Consider the following 6,166-nt stretch of genomic DNA (forward strand, 5'->3'; position numbering starts at 1 on the left):
CACCTTCAGCTCCCACCCCTCCGGGAACGTCAGGAAGACATGCCTTTTCTGGTTGGTTACCTGCTGGCAAGAATCAGCCATAAACTGGGCCACCAGGTCCACGCCGTGGAAAAGGAAGTCCTGGAAAAATTCAACCAGCACTTCTGGCCAGGCAACATCCGGGAACTCGAGAATATACTGACCAACGGAATTGCCCTGACCCACCGCAACCTGTTGACCCTTGAAGATCTGGATTTTACCCATTGGAAGTCTCCTGCATCTCATCCTGCTTCCGTCAGCGATTTCTCCCTGGCGTGTGCCGAAAAAAATCATATCAGCCTGGTGCTGGAAAATTCTCGCTGGAATATTCTAAAAACTGCCAAACAGCTGCAAATCTGCCCGAATACCCTCCGCAAAAAAATCTCCTCTTATTATCTCAAACCATCACGCAGAGAAAAAGACTCTCATTAACCATACACTCATCGTCTTCCCCCATCTCCTGTCTGATAATAAATCCCGATACAGATCTTCGATGTCCTCCATAATCTTTTTGCCGTCTTAAAATAAAAATATCATGGATACATGTAACCAATCCGATTCCCGAACGTGAACTGAATGTGGAAGTTCGTTTTAATGCCGGCAGAAATGCCTCAAAACGTTTGGTATGGAGAATTTGAAAAATGATTAAAAAATCGATCATCTCTCTTGTTGTTTCGCTTTTGATTCTTCCGGCTGTGTATATTCCTGCCCTGGCCGCCCCCAGCAGCCAGCTTGACGGGGGAGAGACGTCTCATCTGATTTTCATGAGAGAAGAGGAAAAACTGGCCCGTGATGTCTATATAACTTTGGGAGCTCTTTACCCTGATGTTGCTACTTTCAGCAACATTGTCTCCTCCGAGGAAAACCACACTGCATCCATGCGGGACAAACTGGCACAGTACAATATTCCTGATCCAAGCACCGATGACACCGTCGGAGTGTTTACCGGGGCAGAGTACGGCTGGTATTTTCTCGAAAAATTCACCGAACTGGTAGACTGGGGGAAAACAAACCTGCTGGAAGCCCTCTATGTTGGGGCCTTCATTGAAGAACTTGACCTGAACGATATCGTCAACTGCCCCGATGTTATCGTTGATACCGATAATGGAATAGACTTAGGGGAATGCGGGTTACTCTACACAGATAACAAATCGTTGATCCGAAGTTATAACAACCTGCTCGACGGCTCGAAAAGCCATTTACGTGCTTATGTAAGAAATATCGAAAGTATTATCGGAGCAGGCAACTATGAAGCTCAGTATCTCACTCAGGAAGAAGTAGACGAAATTCTCGGCCGCTGAGAAGAACGCTTTCACCAGACACCTCTCTCAGTGTTCAGTTTTTGCGTGCCTGCGCAAAAACTGAACACTTCTCTTCCCGCTCTCCCCAATCTCTCAATTTCACTTTTCTTTCACACCAACGGACTGCAGGTATTTGTTCCTTGATGATGAACTGGCATGGGTGTTGCTTTACAAGCATGCGAGAGGAGTTCGGGTATCTAAACCTTAAATCGGAGGGAGCCATGAAAAAAAATATCACGATGAAATCTCGCCCTCCCCCTTAAAAATCCTTCACTTCATACCAATCTTCAAATGAAACACATGAAAACTGAGAAATAAAATCCCTGTAAAAGCTGGTTAAATGAGGAGGGAATATGATGAAAGTTTTCTGCAGCAAGTATTCAGGATTATTTTCAGCTCAACTGTTTTTGCTTCTATCGACGCTTCTGTTAATCACCACTTTCGCCCAGGCTTACGGAGGTCCCGGCAGATATGATGTTCCTCTGGTCACCAGGGGCAGTCAGATCCAGATCGGCACCGTCTCGGTCTGGAATTCTCCCAAAAACCTCATCATCCAGATCACACCTCTGGAGGGTCTGCTGCTTAAGGAGGCCCACGTTTTTGCCGGAGAAGATATCAATCTGCTACCGACCACTAAAAAAGGTAACCCGAAACCGGGCCAGTTTCCCTGGAAGGTTGAGTACAAAAAAGACACCGGCGTTCCTCAGCACACTTTTGTTCTCGACCTTAAAGAAGACCTCGGTTTCAGCTGGGGACAGGACAACAGGATACGCTTCGGTGCAGTCCATGCCGAGGTTATCAAAACCGAGGCTTTTGTCGACACCTGCATGGCCGACTGCGCAGGAACCTGCCAGGCAACCTGTCTTGAGGATCTGGTTTGCGCTGAAACCTGCAACTTGGCCTGCGAAGCAGCCTGTGAGGATAACGATCTGCTGGCCTCGGCCTACGGTGACCGCCTGGGAGCCTGGAGTTACGGACCATACCCTCTCAATGATCACCAGAATTCCTGGTACTTCGATTATCTGATCACCCACCCCAAACGTGGCCAGTTCATCGACGGCCCGGTCCAGGGACTCACCTATAGCGGCCCGACTCAAAATGGCACCACCGGTCCCGATGAAACCGGCAAACAGGGAGGATTTGTTTTCTTTCCTGGAGAAGACGTCAGTTTCTATATAGGAAATGTTCTTCTCGGCACCGCCACGGCAGCCCATAAGCTTTCTCCTCTTGACTTGTTTAGCGGTAAAGACACCGCCGATTCAAGCGTTGTCGGTGTAGCCAAAATCCTGCAAACCCTTGACGGCGATGGCAAACACGATGCCGGATCCATCGTGATCAGTCCGGAAACTGCCGCCTGCTTTCAGGGGGTCGTCACAACCATGGGCCTGACCAACATCGATTTTGCTGATTCGGCTCTGGTGGACACCCTGGCTGATTCTGCCATAGCAAACTGCAACGGCGTGGGTGGCGTGACCCTTTCGGCTGTTACCTCGGCCGAAGCCCAGGCCAACCTGGAAGCCGGGATCAGCGCCAGCGGCATCTTCCGAAAAAATGTGTCAAAAGAGGCGGACCTTGCCGCCACCCAACAGAAACTTGAAATAATGCCAGTTTATTTCCCGGGTGAGAGAGCAGACGGCACCCCGTCTTTCTGTGATACAAATGCAAATGGCATATATGATGAGGGTGAGGAAGGTGTGCCGTACGAAGAGTGGCGTCTTGGAGGTGATCCGGCCGCCGCAGAATGTGATCCTCGTGAAACGGAGGACTGTGTGATCACCATGATCGAATGTCGGGAAATCGCCAAACCGATACTGGTGACCTATGAACAGAGTATTGATCTGAATGCCTCCAACGTCACAACTGCCTTTGATCCCCATCGTTTCTCCGATGACATTTTCACAGCAATCTCCCGTGATGACGGTGCCACCTGGAAAAGAATGAATATTTCCAGAATGGCCGATCTGTCTTCATTTGACCTGGAAACCGGCGAACCATTCCCTGGAATTTCACGCAAACCGCAGTTGAAGATTATCGACAACATGATTCTGGTTTCCTGGGTATCACCATTCTGTCGTGGCGGCAATCCCCGCTACTCCATCACCACCTGCGACAATCCCGACACCCCTGAGGTAGAGACACCGGAAACAGGCTGCCAAATTGTCTGTCGCGGTGATGCCGAGCAGGGCACCGAGGTCTGCGAGCCTGATTATCCATATGATGATGCCTATTATGTCAACGACATCTGGGGCGTCAGCGGACACCAGGGATCAGTGAACTACGACGAAGTCGATGATGTCGCCGATTTGGGTATAGGTGAAATTCCATACAGCTGTCTGTGGGCAGCCCGGGGAGTGATTCTGACCCAGGCCGATATAGATTCCGGCAACTATGCCTCGTTATATCAGGACGATCCGGCGACTCCCGAGATTGAAACTCTGGAAGTTGGCGAAATCGTCTGGTTTAAACCGGAAAGACTTACTTCAGGCCGCCGCGACGCTTTTATCCCGATGATGGGAGGTACCCGCGGGGCCGGTTTTGCTATTGTCTGGCAGGAAGATCCCAAGGGGTTACGACCCGGTAAAGGTAAAGGGCCGGGAGAAGGATGGAGCGGCGCGATTTCCAACCACAAGACCGATATCTGGTACTCATATATAACCCCCGATAATTTCGCCATGATCGATGAGAACTTTATCCCCGGAGGTACTCCGGACGAGGAACGTCCGGGCATCGGCCGGCCAAAGGCCATGGTCCCCTTTTCGTTGCCGGTCAGACTCTCTGACAACGACATGGTGAACACCGACACCCTGAAAGTAGAGCTGGATAGCGGAGGCCTGCCACTCGTTGTTGACGGCAGCTATGTCCCTGTTGACCCTCTTACGGTTGAACATGGCAATGCCACCGGAACCAAGCGCTATGCCTATCTCGCCAAAACCGACGACCTCTACAGTTATTACTGGGACAAGCTGGATCTTTGCGATACGACAGGAAGCAATCTGGATGTTCTGGAAGCACTGCCAGGTACCGCTAATCATGAAAGGTGGTATCATTTCCTGAATTCTGCTGATGCAGATAAGACGGTATGTATCACTTCGGATGGGCGGCTCCTTGATGGCGACGTCAGTGCCTCCCGGGCGAACATTTCACTCCAGCCTTATACGAAGCCAGACGGGACCAAGAGTGCCTGGGCCCTGATTTCTTATGAAGAAACCAAAGGTATGGGAGAAACCCTGGCAGATAGTCATGACGTGGATCCTCTGACAATTGCCGAAGTCAATGAAGACAGCGGTGCCGACAAACCGGTTAAGCAGGATATGGGCAAGAACGTCATTTATCACAGCTTTGATTACACTCAGCCGGATCTGATAAGTGCAGGGCACATCATCAATCTGCCGGCCCTCTGCGGTGGACTATACCCGAACTACTGCGACGAGATCGACAACCCGACCTGCACCTGTGAAGCGGGCCAACCGATACCGATCTATTTTGATAACGCCGAAGGGAACCCTGATCCGAACCTGCTTCTGCAATATCGCACCGAGATCGCCAGACGGACACGTTTTCTGGTTCAATCGACAGGGCGGATGCAAGCTGATGGAGGGACCACCGGGACCCTTGGCGCGATTATCTACAAGCAAGGTCAGGAAGGCCAGGGACGCCCTGCGGATGTTTTTATCCGTCGCGTCGTCAAACCCGCTGGTGACACCGGCAATCCATACAAATTCGCTAATTTTGAATGCAACTCATATCTCGACCAGACCTTCAGCCTGCCTGGCTGTCCCGGAGACGGTGTTGTCGGATACAACTGCAACGCCTGGGGTGAGGCTTATGGCGACCGTCTCTGCGGTGGCACATTCACTGACCCGAATAACGGGTATCTGCGCCGGGATCATATCAACCTGACTAGTTCCGACATTCTCTACTCTGTGGATGCAGGGCCTGAAGATGACACCCCAGAGGACCCGACCGACGATATGTATGGTACCGAAAAGGTCCTGATGTGGAACCAGAACCCATACAACCTGGGGGATGAATCATTTGGTGCCATCGACGGATTAACCCCCGGAATCTCCGGCATGTACTCCAATGCCAGGAGTCATCGCGGCTTCATTCGTGGAGATTTTCTGCTGGCCGCGTATGCCTTTTCGCCAAACTGGGCGGCAGGCCGTAATGGTCATGACCGCTACAACTTTTACATCAGAAAATCATTTGACGGCGGTCAGACCTGGACAACCAATCCGGCAGGAAACGGTGTCAATATCTGCCCGGAATGGCGGAGTGACCCGACTGTCCCCGACGAAGACGGTTCAGGCAACACCCCACCGGCCGGAATTGATCCCGACTGTGTTGACTGGTGTGCCCCGGATGATCCTGAGTGTGTAGTTACCGGCACTCCATATGCTGCCGGTGCATTCGAACCAGCAAGAAACATCTCGAGCTTCCCGAACAACAAGCAGACATCCGGAGATCCGCGAGTCGGGGCGACCCCACCGGTCAGACCCCTCGATGGGCGTGATTCTGCCTTGCCGGAGATGGAGTTTGTGGAAGATACCTACCAGAACAATGTCTTCTTCATTGCCTGGGGCGCAAATAGCAACGTAACTTCCACGGGTGGCGAAGAGATCACTCCGGAAGCTCCACCAAAGGATGTCTACTATACGCGTTCAGAAAACTATGGCGACACCTTCCTGAAAATCCCCTGGAATGTCAATCCGGAAGGCAATTCCGAAAACTGGGAACAGGGCGAAATAGTATGGCGGTACGACTTCCTGGCCCATGGCGAGGAAGAACAAGGTGAATGCCAGCTTCGTGCCACCTCTGACGGTTCCAAGATGTATGCCATCTGGCAC

3 protein-coding genes are annotated in these 6,166 nt (G+C 51.4%); all 3 read left to right on the forward strand.

The window, feature by feature from the left end; genetic code table 11:
• On the forward strand, positions 1–450 hold a 450-nt coding region (locus KKG35_10455), incomplete at its 5' end, for a sigma-54-dependent Fis family transcriptional regulator (protein ID MBU1738549.1).
• A gap of 209 nt (positions 451–659) precedes the next feature.
• Entirely contained in the window at positions 660–1,319 is a 660-nt protein-coding gene (locus KKG35_10460) for a DUF2202 domain-containing protein (GenBank protein ID MBU1738550.1), read from the forward strand.
• 353 nt (positions 1,320–1,672) lie between these two features.
• Positions 1,673–6,166: hypothetical protein (locus tag KKG35_10465; GenBank protein MBU1738551.1), on the forward strand; the 4,494-nt coding region annotated here is incomplete at its 3' end.

It is taken from the genome of Pseudomonadota bacterium (genome assembly GCA_018823285.1).
Classification (GTDB): domain Bacteria; phylum Desulfobacterota; class Desulfobulbia; order Desulfobulbales; family JAGXFP01; genus JAHJIQ01.